General features: G+C 47.6%; 1 protein-coding gene. It reads right to left on the bottom strand.

Features of this window, described 5'->3' with window-relative positions; genetic code table 11:
* A partial coding sequence (locus HSP_RS0103335) for a Tn3 family transposase (RefSeq protein WP_010128770.1) occupies positions 1-704 on the bottom strand: 704 nt, incomplete at both ends.

The raw sequence follows: 704 nt of genomic DNA, 5'->3' as shown, positions 1-704 counted from the left end.
GCCAGAACAGACCGAAAATAATATCGCTGCTACCCGCAGTGTCTGTCATGATTTCAACTGGATTCAGCCCTGTCTGCTGCTCAAGAAGTCCTTCCAGTACAAAAATCGAATCCCGTAATGTACCGGGTACCACAATGCCATGGAACCCAGAGTACTGATCAGATACGAAGTTATACCAGGTGATGCCTCGTCCAGAACCAAAATATTTTCTGTTAGATCCTGAGTTGATGGTCTTCACTGGTGTGACAAAGCGCATGCCGTCAGCTGATGCCACTTCTCCACCTCCCCAACGACCAGCAAGCTCCAGTGTGGACTGAAAATCAACCAGGCGGGCATTGGCGCTGACCAGCGTTTCTGCACGAAGGTAATTCTGTTTCACCCAACTGAGCCGATGGCGGGTCAGTGCTGGTATATTGTGCTTTATCAGCGGTTCCAGTCCGATATTACAGGCTTCAGCCATCAATACCGCACATAAACTGATGTGCAAATCTTGCGCTCGAGCACCAGATTCACTGACATGCGCAAACTCATGTGTAAATCCTGTCTGGGCATCTATCTCAAGTAACAGTTCCGTTAAATCTACCGGTGGGAGTAGCTGTTTGATCCGATTATTTAGACGAAGCAATGATGGTGGCTCTTCCTGTTTCTCCAGACAACTGATAGTCAGGGATGGATATTTACCTTCATTACAGATATGAACTTCC

This window comes from Haemophilus sputorum CCUG 13788, assembly GCF_000238795.1.
Lineage (GTDB): Bacteria > Pseudomonadota > Gammaproteobacteria > Enterobacterales > Pasteurellaceae > Haemophilus_A > Haemophilus_A sputorum.
Note: the sequence above shows the minus strand (reverse complement) of the source record. Positions and strands in the feature narration are given on the sequence as shown.